This window comes from Stenotrophomonas maltophilia, from assembly GCF_013464485.1.
Lineage (GTDB): Bacteria > Pseudomonadota > Gammaproteobacteria > Xanthomonadales > Xanthomonadaceae > Stenotrophomonas > Stenotrophomonas maltophilia_AW.
In genome coordinates, this window is sequence record NZ_RAUX01000005.1 from 1 (window position 1) to 20,921 (window position 20,921).

At 66.7% G+C, this 20,921-nt stretch carries 22 protein-coding genes; 17 read left to right on the top strand and 5 right to left on the bottom strand.

Annotated elements, in window-relative coordinates; genetic code table 11:
- The first annotated feature begins 67 nt into the window (after positions 1-67).
- Entirely contained in the window at positions 68-532 is a 465-nt protein-coding gene (locus D7Y61_RS02400) for a hypothetical protein (RefSeq protein WP_180864854.1), read from the top strand.
- Positions 533-623: 91 nt separating this feature from the next.
- Here the strand turns inward: D7Y61_RS02400 and D7Y61_RS02405 are convergent, their stop codons facing one another.
- Positions 624-1,418, bottom strand: a complete 795-nt coding sequence (locus tag D7Y61_RS02405; RefSeq protein WP_106549514.1) for a cytochrome C assembly family protein — start codon at positions 1,416-1,418, stop codon at positions 624-626.
- A gap of 122 nt (positions 1,419-1,540) precedes the next feature.
- On the opposite strand from D7Y61_RS02405, the gene ffh reads away from it, so the two are divergent.
- The 11 genes from ffh (at position 1,541) to D7Y61_RS02460 (ending at position 9,078) form a co-directional block, all read left to right on the top strand.
- Entirely contained in the window at positions 1,541-2,917 is a 1,377-nt protein-coding gene (ffh, locus tag D7Y61_RS02410; protein WP_014036403.1) for a signal recognition particle protein, read from the top strand.
- Between the two features lie 95 nt (positions 2,918-3,012).
- Positions 3,013-3,447, top strand: a complete 435-nt coding sequence (locus D7Y61_RS02415) for a hypothetical protein (RefSeq protein WP_180864855.1) — start codon at positions 3,013-3,015, stop codon at positions 3,445-3,447.
- A 79-nt stretch (positions 3,448-3,526) separates the two neighbouring features.
- A complete protein-coding gene (locus D7Y61_RS02420) occupies positions 3,527-4,603 on the top strand; it encodes a nitronate monooxygenase (RefSeq protein WP_180864856.1) in 1,077 nt (358 codons plus the stop codon).
- Positions 4,600-5,382, top strand: coding sequence for an aminotransferase class IV family protein (locus tag D7Y61_RS02425; protein WP_180864857.1), 783 nt, complete (start codon positions 4,600-4,602; stop codon positions 5,380-5,382). Before D7Y61_RS02420 ends, D7Y61_RS02425 begins: the two co-directional genes overlap by 4 nt.
- Before the next feature lie 131 nt (positions 5,383-5,513).
- A complete protein-coding gene (rpsP, locus tag D7Y61_RS02430) occupies positions 5,514-5,774 on the top strand; it encodes a 30S ribosomal protein S16 (protein WP_180864858.1) in 261 nt (86 codons plus the stop codon).
- Positions 5,775-5,818: 44 nt separating this feature from the next.
- The gene (gene rimM / locus D7Y61_RS02435) at positions 5,819-6,331 is read left to right on the top strand and encodes a ribosome maturation factor RimM (RefSeq protein ID WP_180864859.1); all 513 of its coding nucleotides are present in this window, start codon (positions 5,819-5,821) and stop codon (positions 6,329-6,331) included.
- A gap of 8 nt (positions 6,332-6,339) precedes the next feature.
- Positions 6,340-7,098, top strand: a complete 759-nt coding sequence (gene trmD, locus D7Y61_RS02440) for a tRNA (guanosine(37)-N1)-methyltransferase TrmD (RefSeq protein ID WP_180864860.1) — start codon at positions 6,340-6,342, stop codon at positions 7,096-7,098.
- Positions 7,099-7,252: 154 nt separating this feature from the next.
- A complete protein-coding gene (rplS, locus tag D7Y61_RS02445) occupies positions 7,253-7,654 on the top strand; it encodes a 50S ribosomal protein L19 (protein ID WP_005408597.1) in 402 nt (133 codons plus the stop codon).
- An 82-nt stretch (positions 7,655-7,736) separates the two neighbouring features.
- Entirely contained in the window at positions 7,737-8,117 is a 381-nt protein-coding gene (locus D7Y61_RS02450) for a DUF6404 family protein (RefSeq protein ID WP_180864861.1), read from the top strand.
- 79 nt (positions 8,118-8,196) lie between these two features.
- Positions 8,197-8,631 carry a DUF1801 domain-containing protein gene (locus D7Y61_RS02455; RefSeq protein WP_180864862.1) on the top strand — a complete coding sequence of 145 codons (435 nt, stop codon included), beginning with the start codon at positions 8,197-8,199 and terminating at the stop codon, positions 8,629-8,631.
- 39 nt (positions 8,632-8,670) lie between these two features.
- A complete protein-coding gene (locus D7Y61_RS02460) occupies positions 8,671-9,078 on the top strand; it encodes a DUF1801 domain-containing protein (protein WP_180864863.1) in 408 nt (135 codons plus the stop codon).
- Positions 9,079-9,147: 69 nt separating this feature from the next.
- Here the strand turns inward: D7Y61_RS02460 and D7Y61_RS02465 are convergent, their stop codons facing one another.
- Positions 9,148-10,620 carry an MATE family efflux transporter gene (locus D7Y61_RS02465; RefSeq protein WP_180864864.1) on the bottom strand — a complete coding sequence of 491 codons (1,473 nt, stop codon included), beginning with the start codon at positions 10,618-10,620 and terminating at the stop codon, positions 9,148-9,150.
- 62 nt (positions 10,621-10,682) lie between these two features.
- On the opposite strand from D7Y61_RS02465, the gene D7Y61_RS22700 reads away from it, so the two are divergent.
- The 3 genes from D7Y61_RS22700 (at position 10,683) to D7Y61_RS02475 (ending at position 12,664) form a co-directional block, all read left to right on the top strand.
- Positions 10,683-10,922 carry a hypothetical protein gene (locus tag D7Y61_RS22700; RefSeq protein ID WP_345776220.1) on the top strand — a complete coding sequence of 80 codons (240 nt, stop codon included), beginning with the start codon at positions 10,683-10,685 and terminating at the stop codon, positions 10,920-10,922.
- A 9-nt stretch (positions 10,923-10,931) separates the two neighbouring features.
- Positions 10,932-11,339 carry an RNA-binding S4 domain-containing protein gene (locus tag D7Y61_RS02470; protein WP_180864865.1) on the top strand — a complete coding sequence of 136 codons (408 nt, stop codon included), beginning with the start codon at positions 10,932-10,934 and terminating at the stop codon, positions 11,337-11,339.
- 131 nt (positions 11,340-11,470) lie between these two features.
- Positions 11,471-12,664, top strand: coding sequence for a glycoside hydrolase family 5 protein (locus D7Y61_RS02475; RefSeq protein ID WP_180864866.1), 1,194 nt, complete (start codon positions 11,471-11,473; stop codon positions 12,662-12,664).
- 108 nt (positions 12,665-12,772) lie between these two features.
- On the opposite strand, the gene D7Y61_RS02480 is transcribed toward D7Y61_RS02475, so the two are convergent.
- The 3 genes from D7Y61_RS02480 to mutS all read right to left on the bottom strand — a co-directional run bounded on the left by D7Y61_RS02480 (position 12,773) and on the right by mutS (position 17,941).
- Positions 12,773-13,372: a DUF937 domain-containing protein gene (locus tag D7Y61_RS02480; RefSeq protein ID WP_180864867.1), complete on the bottom strand. Its 600-nt coding sequence runs from the start codon at positions 13,370-13,372 to the stop codon at positions 12,773-12,775.
- Between the two features lie 108 nt (positions 13,373-13,480).
- Entirely contained in the window at positions 13,481-15,124 is a 1,644-nt protein-coding gene (locus tag D7Y61_RS02485) for a catalase (protein ID WP_180864868.1), read from the bottom strand.
- 195 nt (positions 15,125-15,319) lie between these two features.
- The gene (mutS, locus tag D7Y61_RS02490) at positions 15,320-17,941 is read right to left on the bottom strand and encodes a DNA mismatch repair protein MutS (protein WP_430543691.1); all 2,622 of its coding nucleotides are present in this window, start codon (positions 17,939-17,941) and stop codon (positions 15,320-15,322) included.
- A gap of 137 nt (positions 17,942-18,078) precedes the next feature.
- Between mutS and D7Y61_RS02495 the strand changes: the two genes are divergently transcribed.
- Positions 18,079-20,022 (top strand): integrase, encoded by a 1,944-nt coding sequence (locus D7Y61_RS02495; protein ID WP_040008484.1) that lies wholly within the window; start codon positions 18,079-18,081, stop codon positions 20,020-20,022.
- Complete coding sequence (locus D7Y61_RS02500; RefSeq protein ID WP_008266608.1) at positions 20,009-20,779, top strand: nucleotide-binding protein; 771 nt, start codon at positions 20,009-20,011, stop codon at positions 20,777-20,779. Before D7Y61_RS02495 ends, D7Y61_RS02500 begins: the two co-directional genes overlap by 14 nt.
- The last annotated feature ends 142 nt before the right edge of the window (positions 20,780-20,921 follow it).

Genomic DNA, 20,921 nt, shown 5'->3' on the forward strand with positions numbered 1-20,921 from the left:
GGCCGGCAACCCCTTGGACATCTGCAATTGCCGGCCAGCGGCCGGCACTACCTCAAGGACGAACACAATGCGAAAGACAAGGACGTTGATGATTGCCGGCCTGCTGCTGGCGCCCGCCGTGCAGGCTGCGTCCGCCTGCCAGGAGCCTGCGGCCGTGGCCCGCGCCTTCTACGAGGCGACGACCGGCAATGGTGATCTGCTGGAGCCGCCGCCGGCGCTGGTCAGCGCGGCCTTCGGCAGGGCGCTGCGTGCTGAGCGTGTTTGCCAGCAGCGCGAGGAAGGCATCTGCAAGATCGATTCGGACCCGTGGCTGGATGCGCAGGACGGCGACATCGACAGCCCGGTGCGCTACAACTGGAAAGAGACCTCGGCGACTACCGGCCACGTCGAAATGCGGTACTCGGTGTGGAAGGCCGCCTACGTGACCCGGTTGCCGATGGTGCGCCAGGGCCAGGGGTGCTGGCAGGTCGATGACATCCTCACCAACAGCGGCCGTTCGGTGCGGAAGATCCTGGCGCAGCCGGCGCCCTGAACCGCCTACGGCATCCAGGCATGGTGTGGTCCTGTTGCCGGCCAGCGGCCGGCACTACCGGGTTGGGTGCCGACCGTTGGTCGGCACGCCTCTACCGCGTATGCCCGAACACCAGTTCGATCACGAACTGGCTGCCGAAGAACGCCAGCAGCAGCAACAGCATCGCCGCCAGCGTCCAGTGCACCGCCTTCATGCCGCGCCAGCCGTAGCGACGGCGGCCGATCAGCAGTACGCCGAACACGATCCACGACAGCACGCTCAGCACGGTCTTGTGCACCAGCTTCTGCGCCAGCAGGTCATCGACGAACAGCACGCCGGTGACCAGCGTCAGGGTCAGCAACGCGAAGCCGACGGTGATCACCCGGAACAGCAGCGATTCGAGGTCGGCCAGCGGCGGCAGGGCACGCAGCCACGGCCGGAATTCACGACGGCGCAGGGCACGTTCCTGCAACCACAGCATGATCGCCAGCAGCGCAGCGATGCTCAACGTCGCGTAGGCCAGCAGCGCCAACCAGGCGTGGCTGGCCAGGCGCCAGCCCAGCACTTTGCTCGGTTCGTGGCCGTATCCGTGGTAGGCCAGCAGCAGCACCGCGGCCAGCGGAAACACCACCACGCCCAGCGCCGACATCCGCCCGCGCGCGCCGACCAGCGAGGTCAGCCAGGCCATGCCCAGGCCGACCAGCGACAGTGCGGCGAAGAAGTGCATGTCCGGCCCGCCGTTGGTACGCATCGCCACCATCACGTGGTAGCCGCCATGCAGCAGCATCGCCGGCAGTGCCGGCCACAGCCAGGTGGGCGCGCCAGAGGTTCCATCGCGGCCGAGCGCACGCACCAGCAGGGCACTGGCAGCCAGGTACAGCAGAACGGCGATGAGAACGATTGTCATCGTTGAAGTTTCGCATACCCCTGCGGTGGTGGCGACGGCCCCGGCGTCGCAGCCCGGGGAGGCCGACGGACCCGTTATACTGTCTGCCTTATTGTCCCCCGTTTTCAGACAGGTCGTACCGCATGTTCGAGTCCCTGACCCAGCGCCTTTCCGGCACCATCGAGCGCCTGCGTGGCCGCGGCCGCCTGACCGAGGAGAACATCCGCGAGGCGACCCGCGAGGTGCGCATCGCGCTGCTGGAAGCCGACGTGGCGCTGCCGGTGGTGCAGGCCCTGATCGAGCGCATCAAGGTGCGCGCGGTCGGCCAGGAAGTACTGAAGTCGCTGACCCCGGGCCAGGCCCTGATCAAGGTGGTGCGCGACGAGCTGACCGCGGTGATGGGCGCCGAAGCCAGCGACCTGAACCTCAACGTTCCCGCCCCGGCCATCATCCTGATGGCGGGCCTGCAGGGCGCCGGCAAGACCACCACGGTGGGCAAGCTGGCCAAGCACCTGAAGGAAAAGCGCAAGAAGAAGGTGATGGTGGTCTCGGCCGACGTCTACCGCCCGGCCGCGATCGAGCAGCTGAAGACCCTGGCCGAGCAGGTCGGCGTGCTGTTCTTCCCGTCCAGCGCCGACCAGAAGCCGGAAGCCATCGTCCGCGCTGCCATCGACGATGCGCGCAAGTCGTTCGTGGATGTGCTGCTGGTCGATACCGCCGGCCGCCTGGCCATCGACGAAGCGATGATGGCCGAGATCAAGGCCCTGCACGCAGCGGTGAACCCGGCCGAAACCCTGTTCGTGGTCGATGCCATGACCGGCCAGGACGCGGCCAACACCGCCAAGGCCTTCGGTGATGCACTGCCGCTGACCGGCGTGGTGCTGACCAAGACCGACGGTGACGCCCGTGGCGGTGCCGCGCTGAGCGTGCGCTACATCACCGGCAAGCCGATCAAGTTCGTCGGTGTCAGCGAAAAGCCGGAAGGCCTGGACGTGTTCCACCCGGACCGTATCGCCAGCCGCATCCTGGACATGGGCGACGTGCTGTCGCTGGTCGAGCAGGTCGAGCAGCAGGTCGACAAGGACAAGGCCGCAAAGCTGGCCGAGAAGGTCGCCAAGGGCAAGAAGTTCGACCTGAACGACATGCGTGACCAGTTGGAGCAGATGCAGAACATGGGCGGCATTGGCGGCCTGATGGACAAGCTGCCGGGCCTGGGCAACATCCCCGACCATCTGAAGCAGCAGGTCAGCCAGGGCAAGGAAGTGCCGCGCATGATCGCCATCATCGGCTCTATGACCAAGAAGGAACGACGCAACCCGAACCTGCTCAACGGCTCGCGCCGCGCGCGCATCGCCAAGGGCTCGGGCGTGACCCCGGCCGACGTCAACAAGCTCATGAAGCAGTACATGCAGATGGAAAAGATGATGAGCAAGATGGCCGGCGGCGGCATGAAGGGCATGCTGCGCAGCATGAAGGGCATGATGGGGGCCATGGGCGGCCGCGGCATGCCGTTCCGTTGATCGACGTGAGGGCCGAGCGCAGGTGTCGGGAACGGCACTTGCGGGAGCGGGCCCGTATTGCTTGACTACCTGCCGAATCCGACAAGGGAATGTTCATGAACAGAGTGATCGTGGTGATGGTCCTGGCCCTGGGCCTGGCCGCATGCAAGGACGACACCTCGGTGTCGCAGAAGGCCGGCAGTGCCATCAGTGGCACGGCGGCTGATTTCGTCGCGGGCCTGGGTGAGGGTGTGGACAAGCGCATGAACGTGACGCTGCAGGCCGATCCGGGCCTGGCCGCGCATGGCCTGACCGTGACCCTGGGCAAGAGCCGTGGCATGGGCTCCAAGGAAGCGGCGGTGTACGTGGTGGCTGACAAGGCCTTCAAGGGCAAGCTGGTCGCGCGCGCGCTGGACGCTGACGGTACCGAGATCGGGCGGGCATCGACCGAGGTGGAGTTCGCCGCAGACGACGCACGCTACGTGACCTTCCAGTTCAACGAGGAAATGGACAGCCAGCTGGTGCGCACCTACGCGGTGGTGGCGCGCTGATCCTCGCGCGACCGGGTCACGGATCGGGTCGCAGCGACTGGCGTATGCTGGGTGGTGACTTCTCCCACAGGTATGTCGCGTGAACGCATCGCCGATTCTTGAACGCGCCGACACCTTCTGTCGGCGTTTTTCATTGCAGCTTCCTATCCTGCTGGCGCCGATGGCTGGCGCCTGCCCCGTGCCGTTGTCGGCTGCGCTGGCCAACGCCGGCAGCATGGGGGCGATGGGCGCGGTGCTGTCGTCATCTGCCGATATCGGTCGTTGGATGGACGATTTCCGCGCCGCTTCGACCGGCCCGGCGCAGGTGAACCTGTGGGTGCCGGATCCGGCACCGACCCGTGATGTCGCCGCCGAAGCTGCCAGCCGCGCCTTCCTCGCGCAGTGGGGCCCGGACGTGCCGGCCAGCGCTGCCGACGCCACGCCCGCCGATTTCGAAGAACAGTTCGCCGCGTTGCTGGCCGCACGCCCGGCGGTGGCCTCGACCATCATGGGCGTGCTGCTGCCGCGTCACGTGCAGCAGCTGAAGGACGCCGGCATCGCCTGGATCGCGTGCGCGACCACGTTGTCTGAAGCACGCGCCGCCCAGGATGCCGGTGCCGACGCCGTGGTGGCGCAGGGCGTGGAAGCGGGTGGGCATCGTGGTTCATTCGATCCGGCGATGGCCGAGCGCCAGTTGGTGGGCCTGTTCGCGCTGCTGCCGCGTTTGGCTGATCAGCTGACGATTCCGGTGATTGCCGCCGGTGGCATCGCCGATGGTCGCGGCATTGCAGCCGCGCTCACCCTGGGCGCGAGCGCCGTGCAGATCGGCACCGCCTTCCTGCGCACGCCGGAAGCGGCGATTGCGTCGGCGTGGGCCGATGGGCTGGCTGCCAGCGAACCCGAAGACACCTGGCCGACCCGTGCCTTCAGTGGTCGTCTGGGGCGTGGCCTGGCCACGCCGTACGTGCGTGCAGCCGCCGTGGAAGGCGCGCCGGCGCCGCGCCCATACCCGGTGCAGCGGGGCCTGACCGCGCCGATGCGCCGGCAGGCTGTGCAGGAAAATCGACTGGCCGCAATGCAGGCCTGGGCCGGGCAGTCGGCGTGGATGGCGCCGGCACAGCCGGCCGCCGACGTGCTGCGCGGCATGTGGGAACAGGCGCAGGCACTGCTGCGATGACGCTGACCTGCAACGGCCAGCCGGCGCAGGTGGAGGACCTGTTGCCGGCGCTGGTCAACTACGGCCACTTCACCTCGCTGCAGGTGCGTGACTGCGCCGTGCAGGGACTGGACCTGCATCTGGCGCGGCTGTCGCAGGCCACGCGCGAACTGTTCGGCAGTGCGCTGGACACGGTGCAGGTACAGGCCTGGATGGCGCAGGCGCTGCAGCAGGCCGGACAGGCCGATGCGTCGCTGAGGGTGACGGTGTATTCGCGCCGTTTCGACTTCCGCAATCCGCTGGCGGCGGTGCCAGTGGATGTGCTGGTGGCGGTGTCCGCGCCGGTGTCGCTGACGGCGGCGAAGCGCGTGCGCAGCGTGACCTGGCAGCGCGAACTGCCGCAGATCAAGCACGTGGGCACGTTTGGCCTGTTTGCCGAACGGCGCGCGGCGATGGCCGACGGTTTCGATGATGCGCTGCTTGTCGGTTGGGATGGCCACGTCAGTGAAGGCACCACCTGGAACCTTGCCGTGCACGACGGCCATCAACTGATCTGGCCACGGGCGCCGGCGTTGCGTGGGACCGCCGAGGCGCTGCTGAAGCAGCACTGGCCCGGCCCGCAGGCGACGCGGCCACTGGCGCGGATGGAACTGGCCGGCGTGAAGGCGGCCTTTGCCTGCAACGCCAGTGGCCTGTGGGCGCTGGAGGCCATTGATGGGCATGTCCTGCCCGGCTCGCAGGCCTTGGCTGAACAGGGCAGGGCGGTGCTGGCGGGCGTGGCTTGGAACGGCCTGGGCTGAAATGCCCCGCCGGGCATGGCCCGGCGCTGCCGTGAAGGCTGGCCACCCATGGGCTTGGCTCGGCCGGGCTCTGCCGCTATAATCGCCCGCTTACCTCGCCATCCTGGCGACTGGGCAATAGGAAAAACACCATGGTCAAGATTCGACTGACCCGCGGCGGCGCCAAGAAGCGTCCGTTCTACCACATCATCGTCACCGACGTGCGCAGCGCGCGCGACGGCCGCAACATCGAGCGCGTTGGTTTCTACAACCCGGTCGCCCAGGGCGGCGAGAAGCGCATCGAGCTGGACCTGGCCCGCGTTGACCATTGGGTCAAGAACGGCGCCCAGCCGACCGACAAGGTCCGCAACCTGATCAAGGAAGCGACCAGGTCCCAGGCCGCTGCGGCCTGATCCTGACGGGCCACGCTTCGGCGTGGCCCTCTTGGTTGAAGCAGATGAAAGATATCGAGCGCCGCATCCTGCTGGGCAGGGTTGTCGGCGCTTTTGGTGTGCGCGGCGAGATCAAGCTCGAGTCCTGGACCGAGCCACGTTCCGCCATTTTCCGTTACCAGCCGTGGATCGTGCGCAGCCCGTCCGGCGTGGAAACCACGATTGAAGGTGTGCGTGGCCGCGACAGCGGCAAGCACCTGGTCGCCCGTTTCCCCGGCGTCGAGGACCGTGATGCGGTCGAAGCGATGCGCGGCACCGAGATCTACGTGGCCCGCAGTGCCTTGCCGCCGCCGAAGCCCGATGAGTATTACTGGGTGGACCTGGAAGGCCTGGATGTGAAGACCACCGAGGGCGTTTCCCTGGGCCAGGTCTCGCACCTGTTCAGCACCGGCGCCAATGACGTGGTGGTGGTCCGGGGCGACCGCGAGCGGATGATTCCGTTCGTGCAGCCGGACTTCGTCAAATCGGTCGACTTCGAGGCCAACCTGGTCGTGGTCGACTGGGATCCCGAGTTCTGAGTGTGAGCATGCGTTTCGACGTCATCACCCTGTTCCCCGAGTTCCTCGCCCAGTCCGCTGGATTGGGCGTGGTCGGGCGCGCGCAGGAGAAGGGGTTGTTCAGCCTGCATGGCTGGAATCCCCGTGATTACGCTGAAGGCAACTACCGCCGGGTGGACGACCGTCCGTTCGGCGGTGGCCCGGGCATGGTGATGCTGATCGAGCCGCTGCAGGCCTGCCTGCAGGCGATCCGCGATGCTGATCCGACCCCGGCGCGGCTGATTTACCTCAGTCCACAGGGTGCGCCGTTGACCCAGGCCAAGGTGCGGGAACTGGCGGCATTGCCGCGCATGGTCCTGCTCTGCGGCCGTTATGAAGGCATCGACGAGCGTTTCCTGGAGGCCAATGTCGACGAGGAGATTTCCCTCGGCGACTACGTGCTGTCCGGCGGCGAACTGGGTGCGGCGGTGATCATCGACGCCGTGGCCCGCCTGCAGGATGGTGCCCTGAACGACGCCGAATCGGCGGCCCAGGACAGCTTCGAGGGCGACCTCGGCCTGCTCGACTGCCCGCATTACAGCCAGCCGGCCCAGCACCCGCTGGGTGACGTGCCGGACGTGCTGCGCTCGGGCAACCATGCGGCCATTGCCGCCTGGCGCCGCCAGCAGTCGCTGGTCCGTACCGCCCAGCGGCGCCCGGACCTGCTGGATGAACAGGCGCTGGGCAAGGCCGACCGCAAACTGCTGGAGCAGGGCCGTCAGGCCCAGAAGCACAAGGCCAGCCCCTAGCGCAGGGCTGGCTTTATCGGCTATCATGGCCAATTCCCGCCGGCCCAGGTCGGCGTGCGCAGTACCCAGAACAAACGTGCAGCACAGTCCGGTGACTGCATGAGCCTACGTTGTCGATACGACACGCCCACCCGAACAAGAATCGGTGTAACCCATGAGCAAGCTGAACAAGTCCATCGTCGCGGAATTCGAATCCGCCCAGATCACCCGTGAACTGCCGAAGTTCAGCCAGGGCGACACCGTTGTCGTCAACGTGAAGGTGAAGGAAGGCAGCCGCGAGCGCGTGCAGGCCTACGAAGGCGTCGTCATCGCCACCAAGAACGCCGGCCTGAATTCCTCGTTCACCGTCCGCAAGATCTCGCACGGCTACGGCGTCGAGCGCGTTTTCCAGACCCACAGCGCCATCATCGACTCGGTCGAAGTGAAGCGTCGTGGTAAGGTCCGCGCCGGCAAGCTGTACTACCTGCGTGGCCTGGAAGGCAAGGCTGCCCGCATCAAGGAAGACCTGGCTGCCGCTGCTGCCGCCAAGGCTGCCCGTCTGGCCGAAAAGGCCTGATAAACAACTTCGGTTGTTGCCGCGACGGCCACCTTCGGGTGGCCGTTTGCGTTTCCGGCATCGCATCGGCCACGATCAGCTGATGAACGACATCAACCCGCGCTATCCCGCCGTGATCCAGTCGGCGTTGCGCTTCCTCGACGGCAAGGGGCTGGCGCGCGTGCAGTCGGCGCCATTGCTGCATCGCCTGCTGTGGCGCCTGGGCATTGCGCTGCCGCCACCGATCCTGGCCGGCTTCGGCACCAATGCGCTGGTGCAGGGCCTGCTGTTCGGGCTGTTCTGGACCGGCCTGATGTGGCTGATGCTGTGGCAGGGCAGTGAGCGCCCGCTGGCGCTGTTGCTGGTGGCCGGGCTGTTGGCTGGTGCGCTGTTCGGCGTGGTGATGGCGGCCCTGATGCGCTCGCTGCGCCGCCACCGCAAGCTGCCGGACTGGCGGCAGTTCCGCGCGCGGCAGGCGGACTGAGCCGATGGCGCACTGCGCCGTGACCGCCGGCGACGGGGCGCGCTAGGCTGCAGCTTCATCCCCATGGGCGTACCGTGCGATGCCTGCCAAGCGAACCGCGCCTTCCGCCGCGCCCAGGCTGCTCGCCGGCGGCAACCCGCAGATCGCCAAGGGCGAGGGCAATGCCCCGGTGCAGGCCTATATTGCTGCCATGCCTGGCTGGAAACGCCCGATTGGCGACCAGCTGGATGCGCTCATCGAACAGGCCGTGCCCGGCGTGCACAAGGCAGTGAAGTGGAACTCGCCGATGTATGCGGTTGCCCCGGGCGCAGGCTGGTTTCTCAGCTTTCATTGCTTCACCCGCTACATCAAGGTGGCGTTCTTCCGTGGCGCTGGGCTGAGGCCGGTGCCGCCGGAGCCGTCCAGAAGTGCCGCTACGCGTTACCTGCACATCGAGCAGGATGGCGTGAGGGATGAGGCACAGTTCCTCGACTGGGTGCGCCAGGCGGCCGCGCTGCCCGGCGAGCGCATGTGAGCCCCGCTGTTCCGATTTCCTTCCCTACGAGAGCACCCGATGGCCACGCATGCACCCAACCCCGCCGATGCCGGAACCCCGGCCGCTGAACTGATCGACGCCCGCATCGCCGAGCTGGGCGACTGGCGCGGCGAAACGCTGGCACATGTGCGCGCGCTGATCCATGAAGTGTTGCCGGACGTGCAGGAAACCTGGAAATGGCGCGGCACGCCAGTGTGGGAGCACAACGGCATCCTGTGCACCGGCGAGACCTACAAGCAGGCGGTGAAACTGACCTTCGCCAATGGCGCGGCGCTGGCCGATCCGAAGGGCCTGTTCAATGCCAGCCTGGAGGGCAACACGCGGCGTGCGATCGACATCCATGAAGGTGCGATGCCGAATGCCGCGGCGTTGAAGGCGTTGTTGCGCGCGGCGGCGGCGTTCAACGCGGCGAAGAAGAAGCGGTAGAGCCGGCCGCTGGCCGGCTGTTGTGCGATGCTTCTGGAGAGGTTTGAAGTTGCCGGCCAGCGGCCGGCACTACCGCGGTGGCGCTGACTCCAGTGACGCGTCCGGGTCGGCCACCGGCGACGGCGGACAAGCCGGAATCTCCGAGGGCGTGGCCAGTTCTTCAGCGTGCGAGGGCTTGCCCATCATCTTCGCCTTGCGCCAGCCGCCCCAGCGGTAATACGCCAGCGACAGCAGCATCGAGACGAACGAGCTGACCGGGAAGCTCCACCAGATCGCATCGGCACCCCAGTACGGCTGCAGCAGCTCGGCGAACGGCACGCGCACGCCCCACAGCGAGCCGGCCAGGATCAGCAGCGGCGGGATCACCGCGCCGGTCGAGCGCACCACGCCAGAGATCACGAAGCTGACACCGAAGAACAGGAACGAGCCGATCACCACGTGGTTGAGGTGGCGGGCGATGTCCAGTGCCTGGCTGGCCGGCGGCAGGAACAGCGCCAGCAACTGGCGGTCGAACACCACCAGCGGCAGGATCAGCGCGCCGGTCAGCAGGAAGTTGAACAGCACGCCCTGGCGCGCGGTGGCGCGCACGCGGTCCCAACGTTGCGCCCCCACGTTCTGCGCCGCCATCGATGAGCATGCCGCACCGATCGCCATCGCCGGCATCTGCAGGTAGTTCCACAGTTGCAGTGACGCGCCGTATCCAGCGCCGGTATCGGTGCCGTACTGGTTGACCATGGTCATCAGCAGGATGACGGACAGCGAGATCAGCACCATCTGCAGGCCCATCGGTACGCCCTTGACCACCAGCGCCTTGAGAATGGCCAGGTCGAGCTTGAACAGCCGCATATCGGCACGGCCCAGCCAAAGCGTGTGACGCTTGTATCGCATGTACAGCAGCAGGCCGGCCAGCGACAGCGTCTGCGCGACCAGCGTGGCCCAGGCCGAGCCGGCAATGCCCAGCGCGGGCAACGGCCCCATGCCGAAGATCAGTACCGGGTTGAGCACGATGTCCAGTACCACCGACACCATCAGGAAGCGGAACGGTGTACGCGAGTCACCGGCACCGCGCAGCGCGGCGGTGAGGAAGGCGAACGCGTACAGCGTTGGCATCGCCAGGAAGATGATCTGCAGGTAGGACTCGGCCAGTGGCAGCGAGGCGGCCGGTGTGCCCATTGCTGCCAGCAGGGGATGGGCCATGAACCAGCCGGCGATGGCGATGATCACCGACAGGCCGATGAAGAAGGTGGCACTGGTGCCGACCACACGCCGCGCCTGGGCGATGTCGCGCGCGCCGATGGCCTGGCCGATCAGGATGGTCGAGGCCATGCCGAAGCCGAACACCGAGCCGATCAGGAAGAACATGATGTTGTTGGCGTTCGCGGTGGCGGTCAGTGCCGCCTCGCCGAGAAAGCGCCCGACCCAGACCGCATTCACCGAGCCGTTCAGCGACTGCGCGATGTTGCCTGCCAGGATCGGCAGCGAAAACAGCAGGAGACTGCGGCCGATCGGGCCGGTGGTCAGGTCAAGCGGCGCTTTGGCCATGGAGTGGTGATCGAATCCCGGGAGGCGCACACTAGCACCAAGCCGGTTTGCAGGATGTGGCAATGCATCAACCCCTACAGGTGAAGCGGAACCTGGCGCTGGCCTTGATCGGCGCTGCACTGGCCGCATGTTCGACGGGTGACCGGCTGGGCGATACCCAGGTGCGGCCAACCGACCGGCCGGAGTGCTTGGTTGGCAGCCAACGCCAGGATCTGTCCGCAGGTGTACCGGCCTTGATCGGGGGCAGCGGCTGCCGTACCGACCCCGATAACCCGCGTCCCTTGAACAAGCGAACGGAGTAGTACATACCGATGCCTGAGCTTTCACCGCTGTCACCCAGTGTCCGCCTGGACATCTGGCTGTGGGCGGCCCGTTTCTTCAAGACCCGCAGCCTGGCCAAGCAGGCCATCGAGACCGGCAAGGTGAGCGTGGCCGGTCAGCGCCCGAAATCCTCACGCGCGGTGCGCGTGGGCGAGCAGGTGCAGGTGGACCGTGGCGAGGAACATTTCGAGATCCAGGTGCTGGGCATCAGCGACCAGCGCGGGCCGGCGCCGGCGGCGCAGCAGTTGTATGCGGAGAGCGAGGCCTCGAAGGCGCGCCGTGCCGAACAGCGTGCACTGCGCATTGCCGCACGCGACGGCTTCCTGCCACCGGAGCACAAGCCGGACAAGCGCGCACGTCGGTTGATCCGCGCGCTTGGTGACCTCGACGCGTTGTGACGTACTTCCTCTGGTTGAACCGCCGCGCGCTCCGGTAGTTGCCCACCTTGGTGGGCACCGTGCCGCGCGCACTCAGCCAGCGTTCGGTTTGTGCCCCGCACGTTGAATCTTCCTTCTCATGGAAGACCCCTATGTTCCTCCGCCGCAACCTGTTGTGCCTGGCCCTCGCCACCGCCGCCCCGGCGTTCGCCGCCGACATCACCTTCTGGGATACGCCGCAGCGCGGTGGCAACAGCTTCAACGAGAACCCGCCTGACCGTGCCTACTTCCAGGCGCTGCGGGACACCGGCGCAACCTGGGTCCGGCTGAGCCCGGACAAATGGAAGAGTACCGGCGGCCGCGACTTCCTGATGGGTGATGCCGACCACTACCAGGGCCTGGTGCAGGCCGACGTGGCCATCCTGCGGCGTGCGCTGGATGACGCCAATGCCTCGGGCTTGAAGGTGGTGCTGGTGCCGTTGTCACTGCCCCTGCTGCGCTGGAAGCAGAAGAACAATGACGTGGTCGACCAGCGGCTGTGGCAGTCGATGGACAACCATCTGCCTGCGCAGCGCTTCTGGCGCGACCTGGCCACCGCATTGAAGGGCCACCCGGCGCTTGCCGCCTACAACCTCATCAACGAGCCGGCGCCGGAATACGGCACCGCGCTGGCCGAACACGCCCCGCGTGAGGCCATGCAGCAGTGGTACGCCGGCGTGCAGGACGGGCCGCGCGACCTGCGTGTGCTGTACCGCGGACTGGTGGCCAGCGTGCGTGCGGTCGATGCAGACATGCCGTTGATGCTTGATGCCGGCTGGTATGCCGCAGCCGACGCATTCGACTATTGGCCTGCACCGCTGGACGACGACAGGCTGTTGTACAGCGTGCACATGTATGAGCCCTACGCCGCAACCAGCGCGCCTAACCAGAAGCGCGCCACGCCGTATCGCTACCCGGACGTGGTGCCGTTCGGGGAGCACAGCGAGCGTTGGGATGCTGCGCGCGTGCGCAGTTACCTGCAGCAGCCGATGGACTGGGCCAAGACGCATGGCGTGGGGGCGAACCGCATGGTGGTCGGTGAGTTCGGCTGCATGCGGCGCTGGCCGGATTGCGGCGCCTACCTGCGTGACGTGCTGGCCGTGGTCGAGCAGGAGCGGTTGCACTGGGCGTTCTACGCCTTCCGCGAGGATGGCTGGGATGGCATGGACTACGAGCTGGGCGACGGGCCGCTGCCGTGGTCGTACTGGCAGGCGCAGGAGAAGGGGAAGACCGTGGCGCCGCCGCGTTCCATGGAGGCACCGGTGTTCGCGCCGATCCTGGAGCGGCTGAAGGCAGGCAAACGGTAGGCCGCCGGGCAGGGCCCGGCGCTACCCATGGAGATGCCAGTCTCGCCCGCCGGATATCGATCAGCGCGACGCCCGGTAGCGCCGGGTCATGCCCGGCGACACCTACCGTCAGCGCTTGCCGCCGAGCAGGCTGCCGCCGATCTTCAGCAGATCGCCCACGCCCAGCTGGCCGTCACCGTCCTGGTCCAGCAGGCTGCCGAGCAGGCCACCGGCAAGTCCCCCCTGCTGCTGCACCTGCTGCTTTTCCTGGCCGAGGGCCTGGCTGAGCGAGCCGGCATCGGCCTGGCCGCCACCCAGGCGCTGGGCCAGGAAGGCCATCACGATCGGGGCGAGGATCTGCAACAGCTGGCTGGTGCGGCCGCTGTCGAGCTGGGTGGCCTGGGCCAGTCCGGTTTCCACCTTCTGCTGGCTGCCGCCGAAGATGTGGCCGAGGATGCCGGCGCCATCGCTGGCGGCACCACCACCACCGCCCAGCACCGAGCCGAGTACGTTGCCCAGGTCCAGGCCGCTGTGATTGTTCTGCAATGCACCGAGCAGTGCCTGCGCGCCCTGCGGCTGCGAGGCGTTGTTGCCCAGTGCGCCCATCAGCAGCGGCAGCGCGGCGCCGATGGCGCCGGAGGCCTGGGTGTCGCTGATGCCGAGCTGCTGCGACACCTGCTGCAGCGGGGCGCCCTGCAATTTGGCGAGAAGTTCGTCGGTCAGGCTCATCTGCGGAATCCTTGATTGGGGTTGGGCGTGCAGAAGGTACGACGCGGACCGTTAAAACGGCGACGCCGCCTCACAGGGAGGCGGCGTGCCGGACACGGGGGAGGGAGATCAGAGCTCGATGTCTTCGGCGCCCGGGGTGGCGGTGGGGAAATCCGCTTCCGGCTGCGCCGGCTTGAACGGATCCGACGGCTGGCTGGCCAGGGCCTTCAGCGCCGCCGCCACGCCGGCACCGTAGGCCGGGTCGGCCTTGCTGCAGTTGTCGATGTGGCGCTGCTTGATGAAGTCCGGCGCATCGCCCAGGGCACGGGCGGTGTTGGCGAACAGGCGGTCCTTCTGGGCTTGGTTGTAGCTGCGGAACAGGGCACCGGGCTGGCTGAAGTAGTCGGCGTCGTCCTCGCGGAAGTTCCAGAAGTCGGCGTCGCCGCGGATCTTCATTGGCGGCTCGCGGTACTCCGGCTGCTCCTGCCACTGGCCGTAGCTGTTCGGCTCGTAGTGCGGCAGGCCACCGTAGTTGCCGTCCACGCGCATCGCACCGTCGCGGTGGTTGCTGTGCACCGGGCAGCGTGCGGCGTTCACCGGAATCTGGTGGTGGTTCACGCCCAGGCGGTAGCGCTGCGCATCGGAGTAGGCGAACAGGCGTGCCTGCAGCATCTTGTCCGGCGACGGACCGATGCCCGGCACCAGGTTGCTCGGTGCGAATGCCGACTGCTCCACGTCCTGGTACCAGTTGACCGGGTTGCGGTTCAGTTCGAACTGGCCCACTTCGATCAGCGGGTAGTCGCTCTTGGGCCACACCTTGGTCAGGTCGAACGGGTGCACGCGGTAGGTTTCCGCATCCAGTTCCGGCATGACCTGGATGAACAGCTTCCACTTCGGGAAGTCGCCCTTCTCGATCGCGGCGAACAGGTCGCGACCGTGGCTTTCGCGGTCATGGCCGACCAGGATCTGTGCCTGCGCGTCGGTCAGCGATTCGATGCCCTGCTGGCTGACGAAGTGGAACTTCACCCAGAAGCGCTCGCTGTCGGCATTGGTGAAGCTGTAGGTGTGCGAGCCGAAGCCGTGCATGTGGCGGAAGCTGCGCGGGATGCCGCGGTCGCTCATCACCACGGTCACCTGCAGCAGGGCTTCGGGCAGCAGCGTCCAGAAGTCCCAGTTGTTACGCGCGCTGCGCAGGTTCGTGTGCGGGTCGCGCTTGACGGCCTTGTTGAGGTCGGCGAACTTGCGCGGGTCGCGCAGGAAGAACACCGGGGTATTGTTGCCGACAAGGTCCCAGTTGCCTTCTTCGGTGTAGAACTTCAGCGCGAAGCCGCGGATGTCGCGCTCGGCGTCGGCGGCGCCACGCTCGCCGGCCACAGTGGTGAAGCGGGCGAACATCTCGGTCTGCTTGCCGACCTTCTCGAACAGCTTGGCGCGGGTGTACTTGCTGATGTCGTGGGTGACAGTGAAGGTACCGAACGCGCCCGAGCCCTTGGCGTGCATGCGGCGCTCGGGAATGATCTCGCGGTTGAGGTTGGCCAGCTTCTCCAGCAGCCACACGTCTTCCATCAGCAGCGGGCCGCGCGGGCCGGCGGTCTTGCTGTTCTGGTTGTCCACCACCGGTGCGCCGAAGGCCGTGGTCATCGGCGTGACCGGGTCATCGCCATGCTTCTGCCTGGGCGTGGTGCTCAGCTCGCGCTGTTGCTGGGCGCCCTGCTCCGGTGACGGGGCGGTGTGGTACGGGCACTTGGCATTGTTGTTGTCGGACTGGCTCATCGGCTGGCTCCTGGTGGCGGTGAAGACGTGGGAAAACATCTTCACTCGACTGTAGCTAGGGCCAGATGAAATGAATAATCGAATGATTCGTTCAGGTTGATAGATTCTGTCAATTGAAATGCAGAATCGGATTCGCGGGGGCTTTCGATAGCCCGGGGAAACTCCCCGGGCCCAAGGCCTATCGCGGCGCTGTGGTTACAGCAGCGCCTTCAGCCGGTACAGGGCTTCCAGCGCCTGCTTCGGAGTCAGCTCGTCCGGATCGATCGTGGCCAGTGCTTCCTGTGCCTTGCTGGCCGGTGCCGCGAACAGGCCAAACTGCTGCGGCGCATCCAGCGCCTGCGGTGCCAGTTCGGCTGCATGGGTTTCGCCGCCGCGCTGCTCCAGCTCGGCCAGGCGGCGACGGGCCTGCGCCACGGTGGCGCGCGGCAGGCCGGCCAGTGCGGCCACCTGCAGACCGAAGCTGCGGTTGGCCGGGCCATCCTTCACCGCGTGCATGAACACCAGTGCCTCGCCATGCTCGACGGCGTCCAGGTGCACGTTGGCGATGCCGCTGCGGCCGCCCTCGTGCTGTTCGTCGGCCAGCGCGGTCAGCTCGAAGTAGTGGGTGGCGAACAGCGTGTAGCAGCGGTTCTGGTAGGCGAGGTGGCGGGCCACTGCGTCGGCCAGTGCCAGGCCGTCGTAGGTGGACGTGCCACGGCCGATCTCGTCCATCAGCACCAGCGAATGCGCGGTGGCGTGATGCAGGATGTAGCTGGTCTCGGCCATCTCGACCATGAAGGTCGACTGCCCGCGGGCCAGGTCATCGCCGGCGCCGATGCGGGTGAGGATGCGGTCGATCGGCCCGATCAGCGCACGACTGGCCGGCACGAAGCTGCCGATGTGGGCCAGCAGCACGATCAGCGCGTTCTGCCGCATGTAGGTCGACTTACCGCCCATGTTCGGGCCGGTGATGACCAGCATGCGACGGTCCGGATGCAGGTCCAGGTCATTCGGTTCGAACGGCTGCTCGCGCACCGCCTCGACCACCGGATGGCGGCCGCGTTCGATCTTCAGGCAGGGTTCTACCTGCAGTTCCGGTCGTGCCCAGTCCAGCGCCTGCGCACGTTCGGCGAAGGCCGCCAGCACGTCCAGCTCGCTGAGCGCGGCTGCGCACTGTTTCAACGGCTCCAGCTGCCCGCCGAGGGTGTCGAGCAGCTGCTCGTACAGGTACTTCTCGCGTGACAGTGACCGGTCGCGCGCGGACAGGACCTTGTCCTCGAACGCCTTCAACTCTTCAGTGATGTAGCGCTCGGCATTGGTCAGCGTCTGGCGGCGGGTGTAGTGCACCGGCGCGCGGTCGGACTGGCCCTTGCTGATTTCGATGTAGTAGCCGTGCACGCGGTTGTAGCCCACCTTCAGGGTGGGGATGCCACTGCTCTCGCGCTCGCGCAGTTCCAGGTCGACCAGGAACTGGTCGGCATGGGTGGACAGGCGGCGCAGCTCGTCCAGCTCTTCATCGAAGCCATCGGCCAGCACGCCGCCATCGCTCAGCTTCAGCGGCGGCATTTCGGCGATGGCGCTGGCCAGCAGCTGCGCGCACTCGTCGTGTTCGCCCAACGCCGCATGCAGGGCCTGCAGGCGCGGCGAATCCAGCGGCGCCAGCACCTCGCGCACCGCTGGCAGCAGGCCCAGGCCATCGCGCAGGGTGGAGAAGTCGCGCGGGCGTGCCGAGCGCAGCGCCACGCGGGTGAGGATGCGCTCCAGGTCACCCAGGCGGCGGAACTGCTCGCGGATGTCGGCGTCGCTGCCGCGGCCGATCAGCGTTTCCACTGCATGGTGGCGCTGCACCAGCACCTCGCGCAGGCGCAGCGGGCGGTGCAGCCAGCGTCGCAGCAGGCGGCCGCCCATCGGCGTCACCGTGCTGTCGAGCACGCCGAGCAGGGTATTGCGGGTATCGCCATCGACGCGCGTGTCCAGTTCCAGGTGGCGGCGGGTGGCGGCGTTCATCGCGATCGCCTCGCCAGCGGTTTCCATCGCGATCGAGGTCAGGTGCGGCAGGCGCTGCTTCTGGGTTTCCTCGACATAGCCGAGCAGGGCACCGGCTGCCGCCGTGGCGCGCGGCTTGTCGTCGATGCCGAAGCCGCTCAGGTCATGCAGCTTGAAGAAGTTCAGCAGCTGGCGGCGGCCACTGTCGGCATCGAACAGCCACGGCGCGCGGCGACGCACGCCGGTACGCTGGCGAAGGAACTCCGGCCAGTTTTCTTCGTCGGGCACCAGCAGCTCGGCCGGCTCCAGGCGGGCCAGCTCAGCTTCCAGCGCATCGTCGGTTTCCACTTCATTGACCAGGAAACGGCCGCCGGCCAGGTCGGCCCAGGCCAGGCCGTAGCCCTGCTTGCTGCGCGACAGGGCCATCAGCAGGGTGTCGCGGCGCTCGTCCAGCAGCGCCTCGTCGGTGACGGTGCCGGGGGTGACGATGCGCACCACCTTGCGCTCGACCAGGCCCTTGGCCAGCGCCGGGTCGCCGATCTGTTCGCAGATCGCCACTGACTCGCCCAGCGCCACCAGCCGCGCCAGGTAGCCTTCGTAGGCATGCACCGGCACGCCGGCCATCGGGATCGGCGCACCGCCGGAGCTGCCGCGCTGGGTCAGGGTGATGTCCAGCAGCCGCGCCGCCTTGCGGGCGTCGTCATAGAACAGCTCGTAGAAGTCGCCCATGCGGAAGAACAGCAGCAGGTCCGGGTAGTCGGACTTGGCTGCGAAGAACTGCTTCATCAGGGGGGTGTGCTCTTGACTCCCCTTGGATTCGTTCCGTTTTGTTTTTGAATCAGTGGCTTGCAATGGAGTCCGTCTCGGTGAGTGAAGGCGGGTTGCCGTCAGAAACGGCAAGTAACGGGGTTTTTTGTTGCGATGGTGTTGCGACGGCCGGTTGCTTGGGCAAAGATCGTGTTGCGACGCCAATCGGGACACGGACGATCATGCCAAAAAATGTTGCGACGGACCGCGCCACCCGGCGCCAGGCCACCAAGTTTAGTCTGACCCACCAACAGGTGATGGAGCTTTCAGTTCGGCGCATCCCTGCGTCGGGAGGCTTGGGCAAGCGCGCCAAGCTGGTGGAGCGGCCGGCGGAGCAGGGCGATAAGGCCTATCGCGTGCTGGATGGAAACCAAGGGGCGCCGGTAGGGTTTGGCTTCTACGTGGGCAAGACCCGGACGACCTATGAAGTGGTTCGGCGCGGAACGCAGGGGGTCCGCCGCTTTGCGTTGGGCAACGTCACGGACATGGGGCTGGAAGAGGCCTACTCCGTGGCCCGGGAGCTGATTCAGGAGCTCAAGGCGTCAGGCGAGAACCCGAAGACTCGGGCAGCGCGGGCTAGCCAGCAGCAGCAAGAGGACGGTCGACTGGCTCGGCTCACCGTGGCCGACTGTTTCGACGTCTACATCGCCGACATGAAGGACCGGGTGACCAAGCGACTGGTGAAGCAGTCCAGCCTGACGGCGTTGGAGGACAGCCTTGCTCGATTGTCACGTCCGGAAGTGGGGTTCGCTCAGCGGGCCGTGGCCGATGTGACCGACGACGACGTGGAAGCCGCGTTCGACGCGTTGCGCAAGAGCGCGATGGTCCGATCCAACCGCATTCCGACCCCGATGCGAGAAGCTTTGGCGGGCTACGAGGACTGGGCGGAGCTGGATACGCGGACACTGGAAAGCCTGGGGATCACGGGAAAGTATGTCCAGCGCGTCCGGGCCAGTGGCCTGGCCGCCACCGAACACAGCTTCACGGATGCCCATCGCGCGGTGGCCATGGTGCTGAAACGTGAGAGCGTCCTGGCGGGACGGGAAGGGCGAGAGTCTAGGCTGAGGCACAACCCCCTGCAGGCCATCTTTGATAGGCACTTGCTGAGAGGCGCCCGGAACCTCCGCAAGCATTATGAGAAGGCGGCGGTCCGCAATCCGCTGACCGACAACACGCTCCCAAAGGTGTTGCAGTCGATTGTGGGGCGCCGGGATGAGCAGGGTGGCCACAACGCCGGCGCGTCCGATTATCTGCTGCTGACCTTGCTTTGGGGCACGCGTCGAAGCGAAGCCGCGCAACTGCGCTGGATGGATCGCTGTTCCCACAGCGAGTTGATCCAAGAAGAAGTGTCATGGGTCTGGCTGGGCCAGCCCGGGGAGATCAACCGCTATACGAAGCGGGAGGGCCCGCAGGTCTTCATGTTCGACACCAAATCGGGCGAAGAGCGCTTCCTGCCGATCAGCTACTTCGCGGAGAGGGTGCTGCGACTGCGCTTTGAAACCCGGCTGGACGACGACGGTGCCCTGCGCGAACTGGCTGCAGCAGAGTCGTTGCTGAAGTCAGCCAAGGCCAAGGGGGCGGCACGAACGGTCCTTGCTGCACTGGAGGCAGGCGTCCAGGAAGCGTTGCGCAAGGTGGACCGGACACGCTTCGTGTTCCCCGCCCGCTCTAGCCGCAGCAAGTCGGGCCATTACCTCGATAGCAAATCGATCCTCGCCAATGTGCGTCGCGACGCGGGCTTGGTTGGGCAGCAGGGAGATACGGGGGACATTCGGGATGACGTCGACCAGGGCCTGACCACGCATGATTTGCGGCGGACCCTTGGGCGTTATGCGGCCCTGAAGTTTGGCGAGAGCCGCATTGTCTCGCAGATGCTCCACCACCACGTCCGCACGGCCGGTGGCGATGGCATGTCTCCGGTCTCCGAACGCTACACGCAGCAGGAGTGGGCACGCCTTCGCGAGGCATTTGGTGAGGTTGAGGAGATGATGGTGGCCCGCAGTCCCCGGGTCTGGAACCGGCTCAAGGGGCTGGACAAGCCCCGCCTCGACGAGGCCGGCGAGGAGCCGGTTAAACTGTTCGCTCCAAGGAACAGGAAGTTGGCGCTGAGCCATGCAGACGATTGAAACGGTTCGCAGTGACGAGGACTACCGCGCCAAGCTTCAACGCGCGCTGGACCAAGAGCTGTCGCGCGCTGCAGCCGGCCTGACGCCCACCGTTTCAACCAAGGCCGCAGCCCAGTTTCTCGGGGTGCATTTCGACACGCTGGGCGAGTGGCGCCGCCGGTCGCCCCCGCTGGGGCCGCCCTTTCAAAAAGGCGCGGGCAGCCTTCACGGCGGGGCCAATCAGCACGTCCGCTATCTGTACGAGGATCTCGTCGAGTGGCAGCGCGCTCGATTGGGTCGCTCAGCCAAGGAGCGCCGGCTGGTGGCAGAGGAAGACGCTCTGCGCCAGCAGATCCGCGAGCTCGAGCGGGAGCTCGCGGTAAAGACGGGCCGGACGGAGTTGGAGAAGCTCAAGAAGGCGGTCGGCAAGGGCGTGTCCTTCCTGTCGTTGCGAGACTGCGTGTCGATCAGCCATGGGTGGGTAATGAGCGACGGCTGTATCGCCGGTCACGTTCTCTCGGTCTCGGAAGATCTGCTGGACCGGGCCCTGGACGAAGGCAACGTGTGGGATGCATCGCTGTCCGAGGCTCTGCTGGAGGCTTGGGTCAGCGTCGACGCAAGAGAACCCTACGACGCCGCCATGAGCGCTGCGTTGGACGAGGTGGAAAAGGTCTTGCGGGTGGCGCGTTCTTCTGCCCGCCAAGACGCATTGGACGACTCTCTGCCTGAGCCTGCCCGACCCGCAAAAGATGTCGGTGGCGGTCGATTCCGCTTCTGAGGCCGCCCAGTGAGAGAACGCCAGCCAACAGCTAAAGGTCGAGACCCAGGGATTATGGGGGGCAAGCGTCGTGGCCGGCCTCGAAAAGATCCGACGTCACCGCTCGTTACATTGAGCGAGCAACATCAGGACGAGCTATCGC

Bases quoted from the DNA above. Each gene is read 5' to 3' on its own strand.
- D7Y61_RS02400 (WP_180864854.1), top strand. From the start codon at position 68: ATGCGAAAGACAAGGACGTTGATGATTGCCGGCCTGCTGCTGGCGCCC.
- D7Y61_RS02405 (WP_106549514.1), bottom strand. From the start codon at position 1,418: ATGACAATCGTTCTCATCGCCGTTCTGCTGTACCTGGCTGCCAGTGCC.
- ffh (WP_014036403.1), top strand. From the start codon at position 1,541: ATGTTCGAGTCCCTGACCCAGCGCCTTTCCGGCACCATCGAGCGCCTG.
- D7Y61_RS02415 (WP_180864855.1), top strand. From the start codon at position 3,013: ATGAACAGAGTGATCGTGGTGATGGTCCTGGCCCTGGGCCTGGCCGCA.
- D7Y61_RS02425 (WP_180864857.1), top strand. From the start codon at position 4,600: ATGACGCTGACCTGCAACGGCCAGCCGGCGCAGGTGGAGGACCTGTTG.
- rpsP (WP_180864858.1), top strand. From the start codon at position 5,514: ATGGTCAAGATTCGACTGACCCGCGGCGGCGCCAAGAAGCGTCCGTTC.
- rimM (WP_180864859.1), top strand. From the start codon at position 5,819: ATGAAAGATATCGAGCGCCGCATCCTGCTGGGCAGGGTTGTCGGCGCT.
- trmD (WP_180864860.1), top strand. From the start codon at position 6,340: ATGCGTTTCGACGTCATCACCCTGTTCCCCGAGTTCCTCGCCCAGTCC.
- rplS (WP_005408597.1), top strand. From the start codon at position 7,253: ATGAGCAAGCTGAACAAGTCCATCGTCGCGGAATTCGAATCCGCCCAG.
- D7Y61_RS02450 (WP_180864861.1), top strand. From the start codon at position 7,737: ATGAACGACATCAACCCGCGCTATCCCGCCGTGATCCAGTCGGCGTTG.
- D7Y61_RS02455 (WP_180864862.1), top strand. From the start codon at position 8,197: ATGCCTGCCAAGCGAACCGCGCCTTCCGCCGCGCCCAGGCTGCTCGCC.
- D7Y61_RS02460 (WP_180864863.1), top strand. From the start codon at position 8,671: ATGGCCACGCATGCACCCAACCCCGCCGATGCCGGAACCCCGGCCGCT.
- D7Y61_RS02465 (WP_180864864.1), bottom strand. From the start codon at position 10,620: ATGGCCAAAGCGCCGCTTGACCTGACCACCGGCCCGATCGGCCGCAGT.
- D7Y61_RS22700 (WP_345776220.1), top strand. From the start codon at position 10,683: ATGCATCAACCCCTACAGGTGAAGCGGAACCTGGCGCTGGCCTTGATC.
- D7Y61_RS02470 (WP_180864865.1), top strand. From the start codon at position 10,932: ATGCCTGAGCTTTCACCGCTGTCACCCAGTGTCCGCCTGGACATCTGG.
- D7Y61_RS02475 (WP_180864866.1), top strand. From the start codon at position 11,471: ATGTTCCTCCGCCGCAACCTGTTGTGCCTGGCCCTCGCCACCGCCGCC.
- D7Y61_RS02480 (WP_180864867.1), bottom strand. From the start codon at position 13,372: ATGAGCCTGACCGACGAACTTCTCGCCAAATTGCAGGGCGCCCCGCTG.
- D7Y61_RS02485 (WP_180864868.1), bottom strand. From the start codon at position 15,124: ATGAGCCAGTCCGACAACAACAATGCCAAGTGCCCGTACCACACCGCC.
- D7Y61_RS02495 (WP_040008484.1), top strand. From the start codon at position 18,079: ATGCCAAAAAATGTTGCGACGGACCGCGCCACCCGGCGCCAGGCCACC.
- D7Y61_RS02500 (WP_008266608.1), top strand. From the start codon at position 20,009: ATGCAGACGATTGAAACGGTTCGCAGTGACGAGGACTACCGCGCCAAG.